This is a genomic window from Metapseudomonas boanensis, from assembly GCF_018704125.1.
GTDB lineage: Bacteria > Pseudomonadota > Gammaproteobacteria > Pseudomonadales > Pseudomonadaceae > Metapseudomonas > Metapseudomonas boanensis.
The window spans coordinates 83024-104238 of the sequence record NZ_JAGTIS010000007.1 but is presented as its reverse complement, the minus strand read 5'-3'; the positions used below and the strand labels follow the sequence as shown (position 1 = coordinate 104238).

Here is a 21215-nt window from a genome sequence, read left to right as displayed (position 1 = left end):
GGACGCCCAACCAGCCACCAAGTTGATCCACGCCAGCGCGAACATAACCCGGCTGAGCCGCCGACAGATCGGCGCCGTGCCAGAAAGTGGTGACCACACTGCCATGGAGTCCTGATGAGTCCCGATGAGCAATTGCGCGCCCTCAAGCCGTCACAATGCCGACGCATTTACGACGTCGTGGCGGAGGCCGGGCTCGATGTCAGTCCCTGGCACGTCAACGAGGACGGTGAGCCTGTCGAAGACTTCCGAACGAATCCCCACTATCGCTCCCGCTGGGCGTTCATCGACGCTCAGAGCGGGGCCAGCCTGCTCTGTCTGTGGTACGACCAGATGCGTGTCGAAGGTTCGCTGATTGTTTATGCGGGCAATGCTCAGGCCGAAGCGCTGGCGTATGAGCGCATGGGCGAGGACTACCGGCAGCTCCGAGGAGACGCGAAGAAACGCGCCCGGAGTGACTACCAGCGGGGCCGCACCTGGGCCCGGCACGCGCGCGAGATGAATCGCGCCATTGTCCAGTGTTACGGCAGACGGGCCTCATTGGCCGTTGCGATTGTCGACCGTGCGGCGCCCAAGGAGCAGGAGCGGGAACGCGCCGACCGGCGCGAGTTGGATCACGAACTGTGGCACGTCCACAGCTACGACCGCGACAGCGGGGCGTACGTCCTCGTTCGGAGCCCAGCCTCCGCCACCCTGGACGCCGTCGCAATGGTGTCCGCCGCCGAGCCTGCCCCGAACGCCCCTCCAGCACCGCGCCAAGTGCCCATGGAAGCCCTACCACCGGCCATCACCACCGACTCCTACGGCATCGATCTGGACGACCAATTCATCGTTGACGACCGCGTGCAAGCGGAAGAACGCACCACCTCGGTGTATCCCCGCAACCCCGCGCACCGCCAGACGGTGCTCCTGCGCTCGCACGGCTGCTGCGAATACTGCCTCTCGCACGGTTTCCTCAAAGCCAACGGCAAGCGCTACCTGGAAACCCACCATATCCGGCCGTTGGCGGACGGAGGCCCTGACCACCCCCTCAACATGATCGCCCTGTGCGCCAACGATCATCGGGCCGCCCACCACGGGGCCAACCGGGCCGAACTACAGGCCGCCTTTACACAGATCGCCAAGCGCCAGGAGGCTGCTCGATCCGTAGCGAATAGCTGAGCCAACCGGGCGAGCAATCATGCGACCAGAGCCACGCCTCGGCCTCCACGTGGGCCGGCAAGCTATCCGCGCAGCGACTACCGCGCCGGGCGCTGCGCCTAATGGGGCGTTATGGTCAATCGCTCCCCACACCTAGCCAGGTGCCGGTTTCCACTTGGCCAATGGCGGCATCCGGTCATTTCCCCTGCGCTATACCAGAACCCGGGTGACTGGTTCGACGCGAGAGTAGGGGGGGGCATACATGAGAAAAGCCGTTGAGCAAGAGACCTTGCAGGCGCTGGTGGAGACCGGGGCGGCGCGGGAGTTTCGCGCACTGCGCGACGGGGAGGGGTGGCGCCTGGAACTGCGCCTGGGCGCCAAGTGGTGGCCGGTGCGCTCGCGACGCGAACCGGTGAGGGTCTGGCGCTCGCTGACGGCAGTGGGGCGCTTCTGCGAAGGGATGGGGATCAAGGTGCTGACGGTCGAGCTGTGAATCCAGTGTTGCTACCGCCACTCCATTGCACCAAGCACCGCCGGGCTGCTGCCCTTGCTGTCAGCACCATATGCCTCGGTGGGGGCTGATAGGTACACGTGCGTCGGCCACTACACGCGCTACAGACGCGCTCTTTTAAGCCTTACCAAAGAGCTTTGAAAAGGTTGAATGTTTCGCTTCGCGCCAGGTTTCCGTCAAATCGCCATTGAGCTCCAGGGCTTCGAAAATGCTCTTCACCTGCTCGTTGGTGATCAATTTTGCCGTGAGCATCTTCTTCAGTAACTCATGACCATGCCAAACCGTAATGCCAAAGTCCGTGGCCAACTGATGCATCCCCAAATCATCGGTGACCACAATGGCATTTCTGATCTGACCGAATGCGAGCACTCGACAGTCTGTTGAGGACGGAGGAGAGCGCTTACGCGTGGTATAGGCAACTGGGTTCATCAAGACCCATCCGTGCAGCACGCTTTGTGCTGCATCCAGCTGAGCTTTTTCTTCTGCCTTGAGGCGTACCTGCTTCGCCCCCCGTTCAGCGGCCACATCCTCGCCGTCGAACCAGGGATACTTGAACTTCAGTGCACCGTTGCGATGCACTTCCGTCTCGACGTCTTTCAGAATGGTCAGCACATAGTTTTTTTGACCAAACGCGACCCCAAGCATTGGTCTTATACGCTTGGCGAGGCGGAGATAGGCATTCGTATCCAGCAGCACCAGCGTATGCGCAGAACTCAACTCGCCAGTTCCTCATGGATCCCCATCGCATCCACCAGTGAAATGTCCATAATTTGCTGAACATACGAAGGGCCCGTGCCATGTTCACGAATCATGCACTTCAGCGCATGGAAAAACGCCGACTGGAAGACATTTTCTGCGGCTGCCATGTACTGCGCAGGCTTCGGCGGGACAGGGTCAAACAAGACCGCACTCACCCATTGAGGGTCTGAGCTGTTCCGAACCGCGTGAATGGTCTTGTCTGCCACACGCAGCGGCGGAAGTTGATGCTCCAATGCGTAGGCCTGAACCTGCTGATACACCGTATTCAGCGAGATCTCATGGTGTGTAGCGCATTTTTGCAGGACAGCAATCTCTCCAGCAGCACCTGGCGCACCCGCCGCTTCGGCATATGCTAGTTGAGCGCTGGCCTCAGGAAACAGTAGGGCACCGGCAAAGGCATCCGCAAAATCTTCCCCTTCATTACTGCCGGCAAGCTCGGGGGTATAGACATGCGCTAGCTCATGGGCCATCCAAAACTTGAAGTCTTCCAGCTTGGTGTCCAGGTTAACGAACACGAAGGTGACGTCTGAAGACGGCAACAAAATGTGCAAAGCATTCTTGTGCTGCTGCTTCTGTCCCCAGAGCACCGGCACAAGCACCGCGCCACACGCCTTGAACTCGGCAATCAACGCTTGATAACCAAGAACGCTACGTTCGCCTATTCCTAGCTTACTGCGCACCTGCAACGCATCACTTTGCAGCCGCGCATAGGACGTAGAAGGGGAAGAAATCTGGGTACGTAGCGTCGGCAGTTTTGGCAGAAAGTCCACAAGGGGCTTGAGCAGGCCACCGATGCCGATTGCTTTAGCAATGTGCGCGTCAGTGGTCTTGGTGCCGGCTCGCTTACGGAAAGCCACGATGGGCTGATCCTTAGGCGGCTCGACCAACTGAGCAAAAGTCAGGTGCAGGGTTGTCGCCAGCTTGAGCAGCTTGTCCGGCCGTGGGAAGTCCTTGCCTTTGAACCAGTTGGTCACGGACTGCGCCGAAACCCCCAACTGATCCGCCAGGTCTTTTTGTGTCCAGCCACGCTCGGCTAGAGCCGCACGGAGCGACTCGACTTGAAGGGTATTTTGCATAGCTGGCCAGTGTAATAGCGAGCCACAAAAAATCAAGTTTAATCAAGTTTTGCTAGGCCCATGGCACCATCACACTGCATCCCCAAAAGCAGCTTGTTCCAGCACCTGATGCTGCCGCTGCCAACCCGGCATATGGCTAGCCACCAGCGCCCAGAAGGCCTTGGTATGGTTCTTTTCCACCGTATGGCACAGCTCATGGACGATGACGTAGTCCTGCACGCTGGCCGGCAGCTCCATCACCCGAGGATGAAACTCCAGGATATGGTTCGCATCGCAGCTCGCCCAACGGCTTTGGAAGTGACGTATACGCATACCCGCAGCCAGTAGACCGGTTTCGCGCTGCCAGTGGCGAACACGCAGCGGGAGCTTCTCCTGAGCGCGTTCCCGATAGAACCGCTCCAACAAGGGCATCAGCGCGTCGGGGTGAATACTCAAACCATCAGGGTTATCAACGATGAAGCGTGACGCAGTGAAGGCCAATCGCGGCTTGAGGGCGTCCGGCACATGACGAACTTCGGTGTAATAGGTGCGCCCGGCGTAGCGCAGGCGACTGCCCGTCACGATGGGCTCGCTGGCTTGGGGCTGATTCACCTGTGCCAGCTTTTCACGAATCCAGCGTGCACGACGCAGCACCAAAGCCTCTTGCTCAGGTTCATCCACCTGCGGCCCGCGCAATAGAACGGGCCGCCCCCGTTCTACCGTCACGTAATGGCGCTTGAGTTTGCTATCGAGCTGGAAGTACCACTCGATAGCCGTTTGGCCGTAATTCAATACTGGCATGGGTGGCGCTGCGTCAGTTTTTCAGCAGGATATCGAAGATTCGCTTAGCGTGATCACGCGCCACTGAACGCTCCCAGCCCGCCAGAGGCATCAATACCCCGCGCAGGTGGTCTCTAAAATCAGGGTGCGTATCCGGCATTTTCTTCCAGTTTTCAGTCGCCAGCGCACGACTCAGCATTTCATCTTCGAACAGCTTGGTCGTAGCCACTCTGGCCGTGTCCTCAGCCAGTAGGGCAGCAAGATAGTGGTACACCGCTGAGTGCGCTGGCTTATTAAACCCGGTGTTGTCCTTGTCCTGAATCCGCTGGCTGAACAGCTCCAGTTGCTCCAGGAACTTGGCTTGGGTAATGCGACCCGCCTTTTCCTCTTCCAGCAGCTTTTCCAGCTCCTCGGCTATCTTGTCGAAGAATGCCGGATCCTTGTCCTTGCCGGTGACGATGGTCTGCTTCAGCTGGTTTTTCATCACCAGGGCGCGACTACCTGGGCTCGCCAGCTTCTTTAAACGCTCCATATCACTGGCATCCAGAATCGATACCTCGTGGCCCAGCAGGCTCTTGGCCGGACTGGCAGCGATGTACTCATCCAGCAGCTGTTGCAGCAGCGCGGACTCCAGTTTGGTGATGCGTTCCTTGTAGGCACTGCCCGGAAGCTTGTCGCGCAGCATCAGGCGAATCTCACCTAGCAGGGTGAAAAAGGGCTTGAAAGGTACTCCACGGACATCCGGCAGGATGATGTCCACCGAGCGGTTGAACTGCTTCACCAGGTCGAGGAATTCTTCGACCATGTCCAACCGGGTGGCGGGGTCAAGGAAACGCTCGGCGTCGTCTTTGTAGGCCTCGCGCTGCGCCACCGGGTCATGCTTTTTCGGCAGCAGCTTGAGGATGCGGTCGAGTGTGGCTTGCAGTTTGGGCAGTTCGGTTTCAACACCTTCCCAGACCTGGGAAGGCTTCACGTCGCCGCCATAAATCTTCAGCGCATGGTCAAGGTGCTCAACCACCCCGTGGTAATCCACGATGTAACCGGCATTCTTGCCGGGCAGGGTACGGTTCACCCGCGCGATGGCCTGCAACAGGGTGTGTTCCTTAAGCGGCTTGTCGAGGTACATGGTGCCGACAATCGGGGCATCCCACCCGGTCAGCAGCATGTCGGAAACGATGATCAGCCCGACGTTGTTCGCCTGCGGCTTACCATCGAGCCCCTTACTTTCTTCCCCGTAGGGCAGGGGAAACAGCTTGCTGACAAAGTTGCCGATCTGCTCGGATGGCATGGCCACCGGGATCTTTCCGGCTTTCACCTCGGCCTTCACCCGCTCCTCGATGCTGCGGATCTTGTCGGCCTCGATCTCGTACTCTGCCGCCTCTTCCATGGCAGAAGCCCCGGTACGGGAAGAGGTGATGCTGGCCAGGGAAATAACTACCTGGCTGTCAAAGGTTGGCAGCCCTGTTTGCGCCCGCTCGACCATGATCGCATCGAGCAGATCCTTGTAGCGTACCGCCATGTCGCGGCCATCGCACACCAGCATGGCCTTCAAGCCCTTGGCTTTTACGTTACTGAGGAAATGCTCGACTAGATGTTCCGCGACCTGTTCCATGCGGTCACCGGCCTGACGCCAGCGGCGCAGCAGTTCACGCTTTAACTCGTGCTGGCGAACCTCACTCTGGTCGGCGAACTGCTCTTGGAACGCGGCATCCAACTCAGCATTGGCCGACAGCGCCACCCAGGCATCGTGGTATTTGATCGGTAGGGTGGCACCATCCGCCACCGCTTCATGCAGGCGGTATTCGTCGATGTACTCGCCACCACCAAACTCGCCCAGCGTGTGTTTGTCTTCTTGCAGCAGCGGCGTACCGGTGAAGGCGATGAACTTGGCGTTGGGCAAACTGGCGCGCATAAAGGCTGCGAGGAAGTCGTACTGGCTGCGGTGAGCTTCGTCGACCAGCACATAGAAATTGGGCTTGGTACTCAGCACGCGGAAGTGCACCTTCTCCCGGCTGATCTCTTCCCACTGGGCCTTCACCGGCGCACCGTTCTCATCCACCGCCAGGTGGCGAACGTTGCGCTCATGCACGATGAAGAAGTCCTTGTCCTCACGAACACGCCGATGGCGAGTCGCTTGCAGGTCATCTTCTTCGTCAGGTGTCTCGGCGGCCTGTTCACCGGGCTGATCGTTCTCCTGAAACTTCTGCACCGTGCTGGTAAATACGCTGCCGTAGTCGTTGGACAACATCTTCACCAAGCCATCAACCGACACAGCCTGAATGGCATGGATGCCCACCGCATGGAAGGTATCGAAGATCTGCTTATCGAGGTCTTTGCGGTCGGTCAGTACCAGCACGGTAGGGTTGTTCAGCCCCGTGCTATCGGCACGCAGCATGCGCGCGAGCAGGGCCATGGTCAGTGATTTGCCGCTACCCTGGGTATGCCAGACAACACCGCCCATGGGCTTCGGCGCGCACAGGCGACCCACCGTTTTGCGCACGGCCCGCCATTGTTGATAGCGCGGCAGCTTCTTCACCGTCTTGCCGTCGCGGGTTTCGAACAGCACAAAATGAGTGATCAGTTGCAGGAAGCGGTTCGGCTCGAACAGGGCCCACAGCAGGCTCTCCTGCTCACTCGGCGCCTCGCCTAATAGGGCAGCAACAGCAGCAGTCTCCTGTCCCTGCAACCGATAGCGGGCGTAATACGCTGGCTTGGTCAGTATCGCGCCATATAGTCCTTCACGCCGATTCAGCCCAACACAGACCTGGTTGAAGACAAACTGGGTTGGGAAGGTGCTTTGGTAGCCATCCAATTGCCCCAGGGCTTCATCCAGGCGGTGATGGCTGGCTTTGCATTCGATGATGGCCAGCGGCAAGCCATTCACAAACAGCAGCAGGTCAGGGCGGAAAACATCCCCATCCGCATTGCGCCCCACGTACTGATCGACCACATGGAAGTCATTGTTGCTGGCATCGCTGGCGTCGAAGAAGCGCACACTGCGCGGCTTGCCTTCGACATCCTTCACCTGGATATCCGAACGGTGAACCACCTGTTCCCAGAACGCCTTGTTGGCGGGCAACAGCTCATCGTTGACGCGCTTGCGTAGCTCGATCAGTGCGGCACTGATGCCACCGGGTGCAGTCTTCAGCCATGGGTTGAGGGTCAGCAACCGAGCCTGCAATACATCATCCAGTACCGGTGCCAGGTGACGATGCTCAACCTGCACCTGGTTACCGGGCAGATGGGTGTAGCCCAACTTGATCAGCCAATTGATGGCGGGCAGCTCGACCCCGACCTTCTCCGGTGACTGGCTCATTGCTTACTCCTGTTCCTTGGAGGTTTCCCTCGGCCGACTGCGATACCAAACCACCGTAGCGCCATTATCGGCTTGGCTTTGCTTACGAATTTCAAACTGCTGCGACTCATGGATGACATGACGCCAACTGCCACAGCCATAGCGTTTGGGCGTCTGCTCGGGGTAGGTCTTGGCAATCCAGTGAATGGCCTCGAACAGAGGTGTCCACCCCGCCTGAGCGAGCTTGGTTTCCGCTTCACGCAAGCAGGCCGTTATCCCGCTGCTGGGCCAGTGTACGGTGCCATCGACCCAGATGCCGTTCAAAACAGCATCCTCGTACTCTTTGGTTTGCATGAACGAAACCATTAGCTGTCGAGCCTCATCCATGGATTTGGCCCAGTCGCGTAACGTCAGGTAGTGGCCGTGGATGGTTTCGTAACTCTCATCGAGATATGTCTCGGCGGCTACACAGCCATCCACGGCCCAAAGGTCGAAGCGCTGAAGGAAGTGGTGCACCAACTCATTGCGCAGGTCGACCAACTCCTTGAGCGCAGCCTTGGTCTCGACGTAGCGCTCTTCGGGTAACTCCATTTGATACCGAAAGCTAAACCACATCCGGTCGCCATTATCGGCTTCGGGTTGATCCTGCGTATCAGGCAAGTCCGGCAGCTTCAGATAGCTCTCGGTCAGCATCCCGACCAAAGTGCCCAGGGTTTTCTTATGGGCACAGGCGACCTTCTCGTCACGGAGTTCCTGAAGTCGTTCCGCTGGGCCGCTTAGCTCGCTATGGGCCACCATGGCCTTGAGCAGCCGCTCGTACTGCTGCAACTGCAACATGCAGCGCCCAAGCTTGCGCTGCACGGTACGCTGAAGGTCAGGTACCGGTTCCGAGGGCAGGGGGGTGATTTCGTCCATGAAGAAAGACTCAGGCTGTACCGGTAGGGCTATCGAGCTTGACCCGCCATTCGCCGGTTAACAGTTTTTTCATCAGGCCTCGCTTGAGGGTTTGGTAGTGGGCCTTTTTCGTGCTCAGTATTTCAATGCGAGCATTGGCGGCAGCCACAATATCGGCAATCCGTACTTGCTCATCCAGAGGTGGCAAAAGCACCGGAAAGGCCTTTAACTGGGATGAGTTGATGCTAGCTAGATTCGTAGTACGCTTAGCGCACGAGAGAAAATACTGGCGGCCATAATCACTTGCGGCTAACGCCGCAAGGTAATAGGAATTCAGTTTGGAGGGAGCTGGTCGTACAGCAAAGACGTGATTCTGATGAAGACAAGGGGATATCTGTCCCTCCCAAACATCCCCACGGCCTAGCTTGTCGAAATCCCCACCTTCGGTCATCAGTACATCACCAGACTGAAGCGCATACCGCCCAACTTGGGCCGCTTCCACCGTAATGGTCTTTACCTCAGTGAGGTCGATATGCCCATCCTGCACATTGGCAACCCGCAGGTACGGCAGTTCGATAGGTTCCTTCAGCCCCTTTTTGCCTTTCGCAACACCAGTACGAACTTCCGCAACCTCCTGTAACGAAACCGAGGGCCAATTAGCAACGCCCTGGCTGAACAGGGTTTGCATCAGACCCTGCTTGAGGGCCTGGGTGGCTTCAATCTGGCGGGCAATCACGTCCAGCTTGCCGTCAACAGCTGTGAGAACGGCGGCGATTTTTTGCTGTTCGGGAAGCGGGGGAATTGCTGCGGTTAGGTTCTGTAAGTCCTTGGTGGACAGGTGCTTAACCGTTGTCGCCGAAATACCGTCCTGTATCTTTCCTATAACACTGGCAACGAGGAAAAAAAGGAAACCTACATCTGAATGCCCTGGCTTCTCTGAAATCTTTAAAACTCGCTGATTCAAGAGTGCCGGTGAGCCTTTCCATCGCACAACATGGAATTCGCCGTCCATGCCGACCAATACGTCCCCAGCATTTACGAGGTATCGGTCGTCGTATTCGCCTACATAACCTGTTTCGCTGAAGCCTCGCAGCAAATCACGGATACGAATTAGCGGAATGCCCCCATCCGATGAGAAAAGCTCAGACTTGAATGGTGCGCCGGTCAGAAGGGTTAGGTAGCCTCCCAGTTGTTCACATCTCCAGTCTTCTGGCACCCAACCGACAGCCGTTTCTTTGTATCCGTGCTTACCAACTAAACTCATGCCTCGGCCTCCAGCAACCCCAACTCAACCAGATAGCCACTGAGTCGTACATCTATCTGAGCTTCTTCCTCATCCAGTTCTGCTAGTTGTGCCAAGGTTGCAGCTACATCGATGGACTCTTCTGTTTCACCATTGTCGATATAGCGAGCGATGTTGAGGTTACCGTCGTTGCTACGGATTTCGTCCAGCGTCACGACCCGGCAATAGCTCTCGACCTCGACTTGCTGCTCAAATGCGGCCTTGTGGGTACTAACGATGCGGGTGATATCTTCAACGCGAAGGCTGTTTTGCGCCTTGCCTTCCAAGTAGTCACGGCTGGCATCGATGATGATGACCTTGCCCTTCAGAGCAGCAGGTTTCTGCTTATTGAGTATCAACACACAGGCCGGGATACCGGTGTTGTAGAACAGAGCAGAGGGCAGGCCGACAATGGCTTCAATCAGATCACCAGGCTGGTTGCCGCTAGCAGCGTCAGTACCGAACAGCAGCCCCTCACGAATCTTGCCCTCCTCGCCGCTACGGAACAGTACACCGTGCGGCAGGATAACCCCCATGCGACCATCTGCCTTAAGGCTGGCCAGCATATGCTGAGCAAAGGCGAGGTCGGCATAGCCCCGTGGCGGGATGCCATAGACCAGTCGACCGTAAGGGTCACTGACCTGCTTGTAGTTGGGCGCTTTAGCCTTCTTGCCATTCTCCTGCTCGTTCTCGTTGCTTAACTCCAGCGGAGTCCACCAGGACTTGGCCGAGAATGGTGGGTTGGCGATCACCCGGTCGAAGGTCTTCAGATAGTCGCCGTCGAGGTGCTTAGGCTCCACCAGGGTGTCGCCGCGCTCAATGGCAGCGTGCATGTTGTGCAGGTAAAGATTGAGCTTGGCGATAGCCCAGGTGCCCAAGTTCTTTTCCTGCCCGTACAACAGCACATTGGGTTTACCCATCAAGGTGCCATTGGGCAGACCAGATACATGGTGAGCGCTCTCCACCAGCATGCCACCACTGCCACAGGTGGGGTCATACACGCTATGGCCGGGCTGCGGGTCGATTAACTCAACCACCAGTTGTACCACAGCCTTGGGCGTATAGAACTCGCCGCCTTTCTTACCGGCGTCGTCGGCAAACTGCTTGATCAGATACTCGTACGCATCGCCCAGCATGTCGGCCTTGTAAAGGTCGTCATTGCCCAGCTTGTACTGGTTGAAGTGACGCAGCAGACGCTGCAAGGTGGCGTCCGCCAGCACCCGCTTGTCGCCGTACTGAGTAGCCGTCAGTACATGTTGCAGCTCAGGATTGTTGGCCTCGATGGTCGCGAACGCCTTGTCCAGGGCTTCGCCAATGTTCTCGGTGCGTGAGATCAGATCGAACCAGCGGGCACTGATAGGGAATTTGCCCCATTTGTCCTCGACTTCTTCCTGAGCATCGCCATAGCTCAGGCTTTCGTCGTTCATCAGCTTAGCGACACGCTCATCGAACACGTCGTTGTAACGTTTGAGGAAGAGCAGGCCGAAGATGTAGTTCTTGAAGTCAGAGGAGTCGATGGAACCGCGCAGAATGTTCGCGGATTCCCAGAGCCAGGACTCCAGCGTTTCGAGTGACAGCTTGTCAGCCATGGGTAAATCAATCCCTATAAAAATACGGCGCCCAGCACCCGGCGATTGCTGCCATTGCGCGTAGGCACATCAGAAAAAGTGGGTCTGATTGTACAAGTCGACGTCACTTGGAGCCCGAAAAATCAATCCCCATAAAATAACAAAACCCCGGTAGACCTTTCGGTCAACAGGGGTTTGTTGACAGGGCAGTGGGCTATTAGCTTCGTCCTAAACGCTTAACTCTGGCCGAAACGGCAAATAACTTTGCCCGCCTCCAGCAGGGTGGCAGGGTGGCAGGGTGGCAGGGTGGCAGGGTGGCAGGGTGGCAGGGTGGCAGGGTGGCAGGGTGGCAGGGTGGCAGGGTGGCAGGGTGGCTCAGCATGCGGTTCGGTTAAATGAATCCGCAAGCGGGTCGCACTGGCCCACCCATCAGCGGTGATTCTAAGCAGCTGATGGGTGATGCTGCTTCGATTGACCCAATTTACCCGCCAGCATCTCCCTCTCAAACCTCCTAAGTTTTCACCTCCCAAAAAACGAGATTATCCGGGCCTTCCGTGTAGGTTCACTACAGAACGAGCTCCTGCTGTAATGCACAGCGATCCCTAAAGCATTGGCCCATAAAGAAAAACCCCGGCGCTAGGCCGGGGTAGTGACGCTTTTTGTCATGACAATAACTTGCACGAACATGACAATTAATATGCCCGTCGACACATCAATCAAACATCGAGGTTCGAAACCGCCAGCGCGTTGCTCTCAATGAAGTCGCGACGCGGCTCTACGGCATCGCCCATCAAGGTGTTGAAGATCTGATCGGCTGCAATCGCATCCTCGATGGTCACTTTGAGCATCCGGCGCACGTTCGGGTCCATAGTGGTTTCCCAGAGCTGCTCCGGGTTCATCTCACCGAGACCTTTGTATCGCTGAATCGTGTGACGCTTGGTGCTCTCAGTCATCAACCAGGCCAGGGCTTCCTTGAAGCTGGTCACAGGCTTCTTCCTTTCGCCACGCTGCACGTAAGCACCTTCCTCGAGCAGGTTATTGAGCTGGTTACCCAGTTCAGTCACTTGCTTGTAGTCGTTGCTAGCGAAGAAGTCGCGATTGAAGGTGATGTAGTGCGCCAGGCCATGGGCGGTCTGTTCCACTTCTGGCAGCCACAGGTGACGCTCGCGGTCTTCACGCAGGCTGGCGGTGTAAGTAAGACCCGACTTCTCGGCACCTTTCAGGCGCTCCTTGAAACCGTCAAGCCAAGTCTGCATGGCAGCTTGGTCGGAGAGCTGTTCAACGCTGACACGCGGTAGGTAGACCATGTGCTCGGTCAGCTCCAGCGGGTACAGACGGGACAAGCGCTTGAGCGTACGCATCACACCGCGATAGTCATTCACCAGCTTCTCGAGCGCCTCGCCGGATAGGCCAGGAGCGTTCTCGTTGACGTGCACGCTGGCGTCTTCCAGGGCCGATTGGGTCATGTATTCGTCCATGGCCTCATCGTCCTTGATGTACTGCTCCTGTTTGCCTTTCTTGACCTTGTAGAGTGGCGGCTGAGCGATGTAGACGTAACCACGCTCGATCAATTCAGGCATCTGGCGGAAGAAGAAGGTCAGCAGTAGGGTACGAATGTGCGAACCGTCAACGTCGGCGTCGGTCATGATAATGATGTTGTGATAACGCAGCTTCTCGATGTTGTACTCCTCCCGACCAATACCGCAGCCGAGTGCGGTAATCAGGGTCCCAACTTCCTGGGAGGACAGCATCTTGTCGAAGCGAGCTTTCTCAACGTTGAGGATCTTACCCTTGAGGGGCAGGATAGCCTGCGTCTTGCGGTTACGACCCTGCTTGGCAGAACCGCCCGCGGAGTCACCCTCCACGATGTACAGTTCGGAGAGGGCAGGGTCCTTCTCCTGGCAGTCCGCCAGCTTGCCGGGCAGGCCGGCGATGTCGAGGGCACCCTTGCGGCGGGTCATCTCACGGGCCTTGCGAGCGGCTTCACGAGCCCGAGCAGCATCGATCATCTTGCCAACGACTGCTTTGGCTTCGTTCGGGTTCTCCAGGAGAAAGTCGGAGAAGTACTTGCCCATCTCCTGTTCGACCGCTGTCTTCACCTCGCTGGATACCAGCTTGTCCTTGGTCTGCGAGCTGAACTTGGGATCCGGTACCTTGACCGATATGATCGCGGTCAGGCCTTCGCGGGCGTCATCGCCCGTGGTAGCGATCTTGTACTTCTTCGCCAGGCCTTCCTGCTCGATGTAGTTGTTCAGGTGACGGGTCAGGGCAGAGCGGAAGCCAGCCAGGTGGGTACCGCCGTCGCGCTGCGGAATATTGTTGGTGAAGCAGAGGATGTTCTCGTTGAAGCTGTCGTTCCACTGGAGCGCTACTTCTACACCAACGCCATCTTCCTCACGTTGGATATTGAAGTGGAAGACCTCGTTGACGATGGTCTTGTTGGTGTTCAGGTATTCGACGAATGCCTTCAGACCACCCTCGTACTTGAACAACTCCTCCTTTCCACTGCGCTCGTCACGCAGGACAATGCCTACCCCAGAGTTGAGGAAGGAAAGCTCGCGCAGACGCTTGGCCAGGATGTCCCAGCTGAAATGGATGTTGGTAAAGGTCGCAGCAGAAGCCTTGAAGTGAACTTCTGTGCCGGTGCCGTCAGTCTCGCCCACTGGGCGCAGCGGGAACTGCGGCACACCATGGTGGTAAATCTGCTCCCACACTTGGCCCGCGCGGCGGATGGTCAGGCGCAGCTCTTCGGACAGGGCGTTCACTACGGACACCCCTACACCGTGCAGACCGCCGGAAACCTTGTAGGTGTTGTCGTCGAACTTACCGCCAGCGTGCAGCACGGTCATGATGACCTCTGCCGCGGAAACCCCTTCTTCTTTGTGGATATCGACCGGAATGCCGCGGCCGTTGTCGCGGACGGTGATGGATTCATCGGTATGGATGGTGATGCTGATCTCGGAGCAGTATCCGGCCAGGGCTTCGTCGATGGAGTTATCGACAACTTCGAACACCATGTGGTGCAGACCGGTTCCATCATCGGTGTCGCCGATGTACATGCCGGGGCGCTTGCGTACGGCATCCAGCCCCTTCAGCACTTTAATGCTGGAAGAGTCGTACGTGTTGTTCTCGCTCATGCTTCACTCCCGATGATCAAAGGTCTGGGTAATACAGCCATGTTCCACGTGGAACATGCTAACCGGCGTGTCCATGCGCCAGCCGTCCCTCAGAAATTCATGGTCAACGCAGGTGATGAACACCTGGCAATCCAATTCTTCCAGCAATCGGCACAATGCCTTTCTATGCTGGTCGTCCAATTCAGACGGTAAGTCGTCAACTAGGTAGATACACTGGCCACGCTTGGCTTGATTAACCAGATGCCCTTGAGCGATGCGCAATGCACAAACCACCAGCTTCTGTTGACCCCGTGAAAGTATGTCGGCCGCGCTATGTACACCAGAGCGCAGCCGCAAGTCAGCTCGTTGAGGTCCAGCCTGGGTATGCCCGATCTGTTGGTCGCGGGGTAGGGAAGTGACCAGCACTTCAGAAAGCTCCCGATCCTTATCCCAGCCGCGGTAATAGCTGAGGGTAAGGCTGTCGAGCTCAACAAGATCAGCAAGCGTCCTTTCGAAGACGGGCTTCAATGCCTGGATATAAGCTCTTCGATATCGATCAATCTCGTCGCTGGCAAGGCACAATTCACGGTCCCAAGCCGCCTGCGAAGCAGGGTCAAGTGTACCATGCCGGAGCCACGAGTTCCGCTGCCGCAGGGCCTTCTGGAGCCGCTGCCAGGCCGATAGGAACCTAGGTTCCACGTGGAACACTCCCCAATCCAGGAACTGCCGGCGTATCTTCGGTGCCCCTTCCAACAGCCGAAAGCTGTCTGGATTGATCAACTGCAGCGGCAATGCTTCAGCCAACTGTGCAGTACTACGCGCATTCTGCCCATCTATTCGAATCTGAAACTCACCCTGGCGATCACGTGATATCCCGAGGCTGCATTGACCGCCTTCAGCCAGCGCTACTTGTCCGAAGACTGTGCAGGCAGGTTGCTCATACTGGATGACGGGTTGCAGACGATTGCTGCGAAAGGACCGGGCAAGTCCAAGCAAGTGGATGGCTTCAAGCAGGCTGGTTTTACCGCTGCCGTTGGCGCCGTAGAGGATATTGATTCGGGGGGAGGGGGAGAGGGTCACCGGCTGCAGGTTACGCACACCGGTGACCGTGATACGACTGAGGGACATCGAGTGATTACAGACGCATCGGCATCACGACATAAGAAGAATCGTCGTTACCGGCTTCCTGGACCAACGCACTGCTGTTAGCGTCGGACAGGATCAAGCGAACCTGTTCAGTAGACATAACGCCCAGCACATCGAGCAGGTAGCTGACGTTGAAGCCAATTTCCAGATTGCTGCCATTGTAATCGACTGCCACTTCCTCCTCGGCTTCCTCCTGCTCAGGGTTGTTGGCCTGGATCTTCAGCAGGCCGGAGGCCAAGGTCAGACGAATGCCGCGGTACTTCTCGTTGGACAGAATTGCAGTACGACTGAACGCCTCGCGCAGGGCCTGGCGATCGCCAACAACCAACTTGTCACCGCCGCGCGGCAGCACGCGCTCATAGTCCGGGAACTTCCCGTCGACCAGCTTCGAAGTGAAAGTGAATTCCCCGGTGGTCGCGCGAATATGGTGTTGGCCCAACACGATACGAACCTCACCGTCCTGCTCAGTCAGGAGGCGAGCAAGCTCCAGGATGCCTTTGCGAGGCACGATGACCTGGTGACGGTCCACACCCTCGATCCCGGCTTCCATCGCGCACATTGCGAGACGGTGACCATCGGTTGCGACCGCTCGCAGGATGCCTGCATTGACTTCCAGGAGCATGCCATTCAAGTAGTAACGGACGTCTTGTTGCGCCATTGCAAAGCTGGTTCGCTCAATCAGACGACGCAGCTTGCTCTGCACCAGGCTGAACGAGAGTGAACCCGGGCCTTCTTCAACAGTGGGGAAATCGTTGGCAGGCAGCGTCGACAGGGTAAAACGGCTGCGCCCTGCCTTGATCAGAAGCTTCTGCTCATCCACACGGATATCGATCAACGCGTCGCTCGGCAGGCTCTTGCAAATATCCATGAGCTTGCGAGCCGGTACAGTGATCTCACCCGGTTCAGCCGGCTCTTCCAGGGCCACGCGCCCAACCAGTTCGACCTCTAGGTCGGTACCGGTCAGGGATAACTGCTGGCCTTCAACCACCAGTAAGACGTTGGAAAGTACCGGCAAGGTCTGGCGGCGCTCGACGACGCCGGCGACCAGTTGCAGGGGTTTCAACAGGGCTTCGCGTTGAATGGTGAAATGCATGGTCTAGTCCCTTGCCTCGTGGGCTGCGATCAGGTGGTCAATGTACGCAGCAGATTCTTGTAATCCTCGCGGATATCCGCATCGGATTCCCTAAGTTCCGCAATCTTACGACAGCCGTGCAGAACAGTGGTGTGGTCCCGTCCGCCAAACGCATCGCCGATCTCTGGCAGGCTATGATTGGTCAGTTCCTTGGACAGGGCCATTGCGACCTGCCTTGGCCGGGCCACCGAACGTGACCGTCGTTTGGACAGCATGTCGGACATCTTGATCTTGTAGTACTCGACTACGGTGCGCTGGATGTTGTCGATGCTGACCAACTTGTCCTGCAGCGCCAGAAGATCCTTCAGCGATTCGCGAATCAGATCGATCGTGATATCACGCCCCATGAAGTGTGCATGGGCAATGACCCGCTTCAATGCGCCTTCCAGCTCACGCACGTTGGAACGAATGCGCTGAGCAATGAAAAAGGCTGCGTCGTGCGGCAAATCGACTTTCGCCTGTTCCGCCTTCTTCATAAGGATGGCGACCCGCGTCTCCAGTTCAGGAGGCTCTACAGCTACTGTCAGCCCCCAGCCAAAACGCGATTTCAGGCGCTCTTCAAGACCTTCGATCTCTTTCGGGTAGCGGTCGCTGGTCAGGATGACTTGCTGCCCACCTTCAAGCAGTGCGTTAAAGGTGTGGAAAAACTCTTCCTGAGAACGCTCCTTACGGGCGAAGAACTGAATATCGTCGATCAGCAACGCATCTACCGACCGATAGAAGCGCTTGAACTCGTTGATTGCGTTCAGCTGCAACGCCTTCACCATGTCGGCGACGAAGCGCTCCGAATGCAGGTAAACGACCTTGGCATTCGGGTTCTTCTTGAGCAGGTGGTTGCCGACGGCATGCATCAGGTGCGTCTTACCCAGGCCTACGCCACCATAAAGGAACAGCGGGTTGTAGCCATGCTTGGGATTGTCCGCCACCTGCCAGGCTGCGGCCCGTGCCAACTGGTTCGACTTCCCTTCAACGAAATTCTCGAAGGTGAAGGTGCGATTCAGATAGCTGGTGTGCTTGAGGGCGCCCTCGACCTGAACTGAACGCTCAGTGCGCAGGGCAGGCATCGGCGAACCAACGGCGGCCAACGGGTCCAGATTGTCACGCGACTCATCCACAGCCTCGATGCGCATCTGGCGTGGAGCAGGAGCGGCCGGTGGTGCGACGATGGGTTGAGGCGGCGGTGGTGGCGGTGGTGGCGGCGCTTTACGCGGAGCGGGACTACGTTTGCTGCCAATCAGCAGCGAAAGCGCAGGGGCCAATCCATTTCCACGCTCACCGAGCAGTTCAAGCAGACGGCCCATGTACTTTTCGTTGACCCAATCGAGCACGAACCGGTTGGGTGCATAGACCCTCAGTTCGTCTCCATCAGCCTCAACCTGTAGCGGGCGGATCCAGGTGTTGAATTGTTGGGCAGGCAGTTCATCGCGGAGAAGCTCCACGCACTGCTGCCAAAGTTCCACTGACACGGATATCCCCCAGGGTCGGAAAGGTGTCTAACCTAAAAATCAGCCGACATTGTAGCTTCCAGAGGAAAAGTTATCCACACGAAGAAGCGCAAATGGGCAAGTAAAATCAACGTGTTATTCACTTCCAACAGAAGCTGTTGCACTTGGCATGATTCTTGTGGATAACCACCTGATAAACCCTATTGGCTGCTTGGGGAAAAGGCGCTGGATAACCAGCCTGTGCATAAATCAGCGATCACTCCCCAGCTTCCTCCCAAGCGCCACACAGCCTGATCACTGCTTGTCGACAAACTTATCAGCCTGGCTCCGACCGCGAGGTTCGCTGGCCCCAGCGTTTTATCCACAGAAAAAAAGGCGCTAATACATAAAAAACACAGTCAAGCTTTTCTTAATTTCCTTTCCTTCTATATCCTTCTACGCAAAGCACACTGGTTGGAAATTGACCTGACCGTGCCGTTTCTCTAGAATTGCCGGTCTCTTTAAACGGGGGCCACTTCCGGCCCGTAGTGACCACCAGGTAAAGCATCATGAAACGCACTTTCCAACCCAGCACCCTCAAGCGCGCTCGCACCCACGGTTTCCGTGCCCGTATGGCCACCAAGAACGGCCGCCAAGTCCTGTCGCGTCGTCGCGCCAAGGGCCGCAAGCGCCTGACCGTCTGATTTATCCGGAACGGGTGGTGAGTCAGGGCTTCGGTCGGGAAAAGCGTCTGCTGGTTCCCCGACAATTCAAGTCAGTCTTCGACTCACCTACCGGGAAGGTTCCCGGCAAGCACGTCCTGCTCCTAGCGCGCGACAACGGTCTCGATCATCCCCGTCTGGGTTTGGTGATCGGCAAAAAGGCCGTGAAGCTCTCCGTCGAACGCAACCGTCTCAAACGCCAGATTCGAGAATCCTTCCGCCATAACCTTGAGTCGTTGGCAGGTTGGGATATCGTGATCGTGGCCAAAAGAGGCATTGGCGACCTGGAGAATCCTGAATTGAGACATCAGTTCGCTAAGCTCTGGAAGCGCCTCGCTCGCAGCCGGACCCGCCCTGAACCCCAGACCGGATCAGGGGTGTCCGACAGTCCCCATGCGTAAACTGGCCCTCGCTCCGATCCAGTTCTATCGCTACGCCATCAGCCCCCTGATGGCCAGTCACTGTCGTTTCTATCCCAGTTGTTCCTGCTACGCGCAGGAAGCCATCGAACAGCATGGCGTCCTGCGCGGTGGCTGGCTGACCCTGAGTCGGCTCGGCCGCTGTCATCCGTGGAATCCGGGCGGCTATGACCCGGTGCCACCTGCCAAAACTTCCCAATCCTCTTCGATGGCCGAGTAATCATGGATATTCAACGCTCGATCCTGATCGTCGCCCTGGCAATCGTGTCCTATCTGATGGTTCTCCAATGGAACCAGGACTACGGCCAGGCTGCATTGCCGACGACTGGCAACATTGCCAGCAGTCAGCAGGCGACACTGCCGGACACCACGGCAGCCGCCAAGACCAGTGATGACGTCCCCACTGCAAGCAGCGAACGCAACGAGCCGGTGGCAACCCCAGTCGCTACCAGTAGCGAACTGATCCGCGTTGAAACCGACGTGTTGAATCTGGCCATTGATCCACGTGGTGGCGACATCGTCCAACTGACCCTGCCTCAGTACCCGCGTCGCCAGGACCACCCGGATGTGCCGTTCCAACTGTTCGACAACGGCAACGAGCGCACCTACCTGGCACAAAGCGGCCTGACCGGCGCCAATGGCCCTGACGCCCGCGCCAGTGGTCGCCCCCTCTACTCCGCTGCGCAAAAGGCCTACAAACTGGCCGATGGTCAGGACACATTGGTCGTCGAACTGACTTTCAGCGAAGCCGGGGTGAACTACACCAAGCGCTTCACCTTCAAGCGCGGCCAATACGATCTGGGCGTCGCCTACAAGATCGACAACCAGAGCGGCCAGGCATGGAGCGGAAACTTCTTCGCCCAGCTCAAGCGCGATGGCAGCAGCGACCCGTCCTCCAGCACCGCAACCGGCGTTTCCACTTACCTCGGTGCCGCCCTGTGGACTCCGGATGAGCCGTACAAGAAAGTGTCGATGGGCGACATGGACAAGCAGGCCTTCAAGGAGAATGTGCAGAGTGGCTGGGTAGCCTGGCTGCAGCACTATTTCGTGACCGCCTGGGTGTCCGACAAGGACGAAGCAAACCTGGTCCAGACCCGCAAGGATGCACAAGGCAACTACATCGTCGGCTTCACTGGTGCTTCGCTGAACGTTCCGGCTGGCTCTCAGGCCGAAGCAGGTGCGACCCTTTATGCCGGTCCGAAGATGCAGGACAAGCTGAAGGAGCTGTCGCCAGGCCTCGAGCTGACTGTCGACTACGGCTTCCTCTGGTTTATCGCCCAACCGATCTTCTGGCTGCTGCAACATATCCACAGCCTGCTGGGTAACTGGGGCTGGGCGATCATCTGCTTGACCATCCTGATCAAACTCGCGTTTTTCCCGCTCTCCGCTGCCAGCTACAAGTCGATGGCACGCATGCGTGCGGTATCGCCGAAGCTGCAGGCACTGAAGGAACAGCACGGCGACGATCGTCAGAAGATGTCCCAGGCGATGATGGAGCTGTACAAAAAGGAGAAGATCAACCCATTGGGCGGCTGTCTGCCGATCCTGGTCCAGATGCCAGTATTCCTTGCCCTCTACTGGGTGCTGCTGGAAAGCGTCGAGATGCGCCAGGCTCCCTGGATGTTCTGGATCACCGACCTGTCGATCAAGGATCCATTCTTCATCCTGCCGATCATCATGGGCGCCACGATGTTCATCCAGCAGCAACTTAACCCGACGCCGCCCGACCCCATGCAGGCCAAGGTGCTGAAGCTGATGCCAATCATCTTCACCTTCTTCTTCCTCTGGTTCCCGGCAGGTCTGGTGCTGTACTGGGTCGTCAACAACGTCCTGTCGATTGCCCAGCAGTGGTACATTACACGGCAGATCGAGGCAGCCAGCAAGAAAGCCGCCGCCTGATAACCGCGCTAACCTAGCTTGAACAAGACGCCCCCATCGAGGGGCGTCTTGCTATCCGCAGCCCGAATCCTGGGGA

At 57.6% G+C, this 21215-nt stretch carries 17 protein-coding genes; 6 read left to right on the top strand and 11 right to left on the bottom strand.

The features are described from left to right. Positions 1-114: 114 nt before the first annotated feature. Positions 115-1158 carry an HNH endonuclease gene (locus J7302_RS14475; protein ID WP_251702075.1) on the top strand — a complete coding sequence of 348 codons (1044 nt, stop codon included), beginning with the start codon at positions 115-117 and terminating at the stop codon, positions 1156-1158. Positions 1159-1399: 241 nt separating this feature from the next. Continuing rightward, complete coding sequence (locus J7302_RS14470; protein ID WP_215375768.1) at positions 1400-1630, top strand: hypothetical protein; 231 nt, start codon at positions 1400-1402, stop codon at positions 1628-1630. A gap of 135 nt (positions 1631-1765) precedes the next feature. Here J7302_RS14470 and J7302_RS14465 read toward each other — a convergent pair whose 3' ends face one another. The 11 genes from J7302_RS14465 to dnaA all read right to left on the bottom strand — a co-directional run bounded on the left by J7302_RS14465 (position 1766) and on the right by dnaA (position 18141). Then, positions 1766-2365, bottom strand: a complete 600-nt coding sequence (locus J7302_RS14465) for a hypothetical protein (protein ID WP_215375765.1) — start codon at positions 2363-2365, stop codon at positions 1766-1768. Next, positions 2362-3483, bottom strand: a complete 1122-nt coding sequence (locus tag J7302_RS14460) for an XRE family transcriptional regulator (protein ID WP_215375762.1) — start codon at positions 3481-3483, stop codon at positions 2362-2364. Before J7302_RS14460 ends, J7302_RS14465 begins: the two co-directional genes overlap by 4 nt. 69 nt (positions 3484-3552) lie before the next feature. Then, positions 3553-4263 carry a YgjP family zinc-dependent metalloprotease gene (locus J7302_RS14455; protein WP_215375758.1) on the bottom strand — a complete coding sequence of 237 codons (711 nt, stop codon included), beginning with the start codon at positions 4261-4263 and terminating at the stop codon, positions 3553-3555. Between the two features lie 13 nt (positions 4264-4276). Continuing rightward, entirely contained in the window at positions 4277-7558 is a 3282-nt protein-coding gene (locus J7302_RS14450; protein ID WP_215375755.1) for a type I restriction endonuclease subunit R, read from the bottom strand. A gap of 3 nt (positions 7559-7561) precedes the next feature. Beyond that, entirely contained in the window at positions 7562-8452 is an 891-nt protein-coding gene (locus J7302_RS14445; RefSeq protein WP_215375752.1) for an OST-HTH/LOTUS domain-containing protein, read from the bottom strand. Between the two features lie 10 nt (positions 8453-8462). Continuing rightward, a complete protein-coding gene (locus J7302_RS14440; protein WP_215375749.1) occupies positions 8463-9695 on the bottom strand; it encodes a restriction endonuclease subunit S in 1233 nt (410 codons plus the stop codon). Continuing rightward, positions 9692-11302 (bottom strand): type I restriction-modification system subunit M, encoded by a 1611-nt coding sequence (locus J7302_RS14435; protein ID WP_215375746.1) that lies wholly within the window; start codon positions 11300-11302, stop codon positions 9692-9694. Before J7302_RS14435 ends, J7302_RS14440 begins: the two co-directional genes overlap by 4 nt. 695 nt (positions 11303-11997) lie before the next feature. Next, positions 11998-14418: a DNA topoisomerase (ATP-hydrolyzing) subunit B gene (gene gyrB / locus J7302_RS14430; protein ID WP_215375743.1), complete on the bottom strand. Its 2421-nt coding sequence runs from the start codon at positions 14416-14418 to the stop codon at positions 11998-12000. A gap of 3 nt (positions 14419-14421) precedes the next feature. Further along, positions 14422-15525 carry a DNA replication/repair protein RecF gene (gene recF / locus J7302_RS14425; protein ID WP_215375740.1) on the bottom strand — a complete coding sequence of 368 codons (1104 nt, stop codon included), beginning with the start codon at positions 15523-15525 and terminating at the stop codon, positions 14422-14424. 7 nt (positions 15526-15532) lie between these two features. Beyond that, positions 15533-16636: a DNA polymerase III subunit beta gene (gene dnaN / locus J7302_RS14420; protein WP_215375737.1), complete on the bottom strand. Its 1104-nt coding sequence runs from the start codon at positions 16634-16636 to the stop codon at positions 15533-15535. 29 nt (positions 16637-16665) lie between these two features. After that, on the bottom strand, positions 16666-18141 hold the full coding sequence (gene dnaA, locus J7302_RS14415) for a chromosomal replication initiator protein DnaA (protein ID WP_215375733.1): 1476 nt from the start codon (positions 18139-18141) through the stop codon (positions 16666-16668). 527 nt (positions 18142-18668) lie between these two features. On the opposite strand from dnaA, the gene rpmH reads away from it, so the two are divergent. Genes rpmH through yidC form a run of 4 tightly spaced genes read left to right on the top strand, consistent with a single transcriptional unit; the run spans position 18669 to position 21139 of the window. After that, positions 18669-18803 carry a 50S ribosomal protein L34 gene (gene rpmH, locus J7302_RS14410; RefSeq protein ID WP_003458028.1) on the top strand — a complete coding sequence of 45 codons (135 nt, stop codon included), beginning with the start codon at positions 18669-18671 and terminating at the stop codon, positions 18801-18803. A 14-nt stretch (positions 18804-18817) separates the two neighbouring features. Continuing rightward, the gene (gene rnpA, locus J7302_RS14405) at positions 18818-19222 is read left to right on the top strand and encodes a ribonuclease P protein component (RefSeq protein ID WP_215375728.1); all 405 of its coding nucleotides are present in this window, start codon (positions 18818-18820) and stop codon (positions 19220-19222) included. Beyond that, positions 19215-19460, top strand: coding sequence for a membrane protein insertion efficiency factor YidD (gene yidD, locus J7302_RS14400; RefSeq protein WP_215375724.1), 246 nt, complete (start codon positions 19215-19217; stop codon positions 19458-19460). Before rnpA ends, yidD begins: the two co-directional genes overlap by 8 nt. Before the next feature lie 2 nt (positions 19461-19462). Then, positions 19463-21139 carry a membrane protein insertase YidC gene (gene yidC, locus J7302_RS14395; protein WP_215375722.1) on the top strand — a complete coding sequence of 559 codons (1677 nt, stop codon included), beginning with the start codon at positions 19463-19465 and terminating at the stop codon, positions 21137-21139. The last annotated feature ends 76 nt before the right edge of the window (positions 21140-21215 follow it).